2 protein-coding genes are annotated in these 2,458 nt (G+C 67.6%); one reads left to right on the top strand and one right to left on the bottom strand.

The window, feature by feature from the left end; translation table 11 throughout:
• Positions 1–179: 179 nt before the first annotated feature.
• Positions 180–1,904 (bottom strand): hypothetical protein, encoded by a 1,725-nt coding sequence (locus VGJ14_04175; protein HEY2831598.1) that lies wholly within the window; start codon positions 1,902–1,904, stop codon positions 180–182.
• A gap of 243 nt (positions 1,905–2,147) precedes the next feature.
• Between VGJ14_04175 and VGJ14_04170 the strand changes: the two genes are divergently transcribed.
• Positions 2,148–2,458: hypothetical protein (locus VGJ14_04170; protein HEY2831597.1), on the top strand; the 311-nt coding region annotated here is incomplete at its 3' end.

The raw sequence follows: 2,458 nt of genomic DNA, 5'->3' as shown, positions 1-2,458 counted from the left end.
CCTCGGGCGCGCCTGATCTATCAGGGTGGTCCGGCGCCGAGCGCGGGGTCGTCGATGTGTACTCCCGGTTCCCAGGTGCGGAGGGCGCGGGAACCGGGATCGTGCTGGGCGCGAGCGGGCTGATCGTCACTAACCTCGATTCCCGGTGCGGAAGTTGAGTTGAGGTTTCTGATGGGGGATCAGCGGGGTGGGAAGCGGTAGCGGAGGGTGCGTCCGTTCCACCAGGGGATGGGGGTCTTGAGATCGGCGAAGCCGGCGTCGATGAGGACGGGGTGGTGGCTGCGGAGGTTGAGCGCGCAGGTCACGGTGTTCTCGGTGATGTGCAGGGTGCCGCCGGTGTCGAGGAAGTGCCGCCAGAGGGTGTCGGGGGTGACGGCGGCGTAGCGGGGCATGGTGCGTGCGAAGAGGCGGTAGAGGTTGCCGGCGAGCACGGTGAGGGTGGTGTCGAGGTCGACATTGAGGGGGATACCGCTGGAGAGGGCGTTGAGGTGGAACCCGCCGATGTAGGCGTCGAGCTCGTTCTCGATGATCATCCGTTCGGCGTAGCGGGCGAAGAGGGCCTTGGTGGTGGTGGTCAGCTCGTTGGTGATCAGCAGGGTGGGTTGGTCGTGGCCGATGTTGCGCACGGCGATCTGGCGGACTTTCGCGTCGATGCCTTTGAGGTTGGTCATGTCTTCGTGCATCTGGGGGCGGCGGTAGCGGCCGGCTCGGTCGATGGTGGCGTAGTGCCAGGCGGAGGCGGGCAGCGCGGCGAGGCGGGAGAGTTCGGTGTGGCCGCGTTGGCGCAGGGTCAGCCAGGTGATGCCGCGGGCGGTGAGTTCGTTGAGCACCCGATAGTTGGTGAGCTGGGAGTCGAACACAAGCAGGCCGGGGTCGGTGCCGGTGGTGTGTTGCCAGTAGTCGGCGAAGGCGATGATCTCGCGGGCCTGCTCGGTCTTGGTGATATCGGCGTTGGCGTAGACCATCTCGGTGCTGGTGTGGTCCTGGGCGAAGAAGGTCAGCACCGCGCGGGTGCGCTGGGAGCGAGTGGGCACGTAGTGCTTCTCCAGGACAGCGTCATCGCCGTGGTGGCGGATGGCGTGGAAGTCGCAGTTGAACCCGGCCTGCCCGGTCGCGAGCCCGAGCTCGCGCAGCTTGCGGACCAGCCCGGTGAGCAGGTTCTGGTTGGATTCGCGGCGCACCCGGTAGGAGTAGGAGCCCAGGTGGGTGGCCTTGGGCAGCGCGGTCAGCCCGAGGGTGGCGGCCAGCCCGGCGTCGTCGGACAGTGACCCGAGGTGGTGGACCCGCGGGCGGCGGGCGCATTTGGCCAGCAGCAGGGTCCCGATTGACTGCCAGGACGTCAGCGCGGTGGTCGAGGGGTAGCCGCAGCCGCCGACCAGCTCGGACAGCCCCAACTGGGCCATCGCGGGGAACAACAGCAGCAGCCCGGCGTGGTCACACGGCAATACCTGGCTGGTGGGCCAATCCGGTAGCGCGGCGGCCTTGATCGGGTCCAACCTGCTGGGGCTGCCCCGGCGGGTCTCGTCGCGGCGGCCCAGCCGCGGCAGCCCTTCGGCGGACAGGATCTGCCACACCGTCTGCGCGGACACCGGCAGCCCGGCCGCGGACAGCGCCGCGGCGATCTCGCTGATGCTGTGCTCGGCGGCGCGTAACAGCAGCACTCGCTCGCGCAGCTCGCCGGTGGCCTTGCGCGGGCCTTTCGGCCCGGGCTTCGGGTCGGTGAACAGAGTCATCTTCCCAGTGCGCAGCAGGGTAGCCATCTGGTGCACCGAGGCGGTGGAATAGCCGAACCGGTCGGCTACCTCCGCAGCGGGCATCTCCTGGACGAAGTAGGCGCGCAGCGCCTCGTACCGGCGTTGCGTGGAGCTGCCGGGCTTGAGGAAGAACTCCGCCCCGGACCTCAATGTATCTCCAGCACTGGCACGGTCGAATCATAGAGCCGCGACGGACGGTCCGGCGGTGGGTGAACACTCGACACGCCGGGAAACTGCAGCCCAACGGCCTGATAAGCAGCAAGTACTGGCCGGAGCATTCACAGTATCGGCGGATACAACTTGCACAACGGCCGGGTTGTGGTTCCAGAAGTTCTGTTGAAGTAATCAGTCCTCGTGTCGCGGCCAGCGCCCTCACCAGCGGTTACACAGATCATGGACAGCGCACGGAGCAGGCGGGAGGCTCAGACTCGGCTACCGGGAATCGAGGCTAACGCGCACGTTGTCTTCGAGGCCACGCAGATCGAGGTCGTCGACCTCGATCTCGGGCGCGGTTTCTCCGCCGCGCTCGTTGGGGCCGATACTTCGCACGACGTTGCGGTCCTGCGCATCGTCGGTCCGTCCTCCGACCCCTCATCACTGTCGCCGGCACTGTCGACACCGGCGTTGCCGCCGCTCGAGTCACCGGCGGGGCCGGTCGAGGTACCAGTCGCGGTACTGGGCGATTCCGATGAGTTGCGAGTGGG

The sequence above is a fragment of the Sporichthyaceae bacterium genome, assembly GCA_036493475.1.
In the GTDB taxonomy this organism is placed as follows: Bacteria; Actinomycetota; Actinomycetes; order Sporichthyales; family Sporichthyaceae; genus DASQPJ01.
The sequence above is the reverse complement of the archived record's forward strand: the minus strand, read 5'-3'. Positions and strand labels throughout refer to the sequence as shown.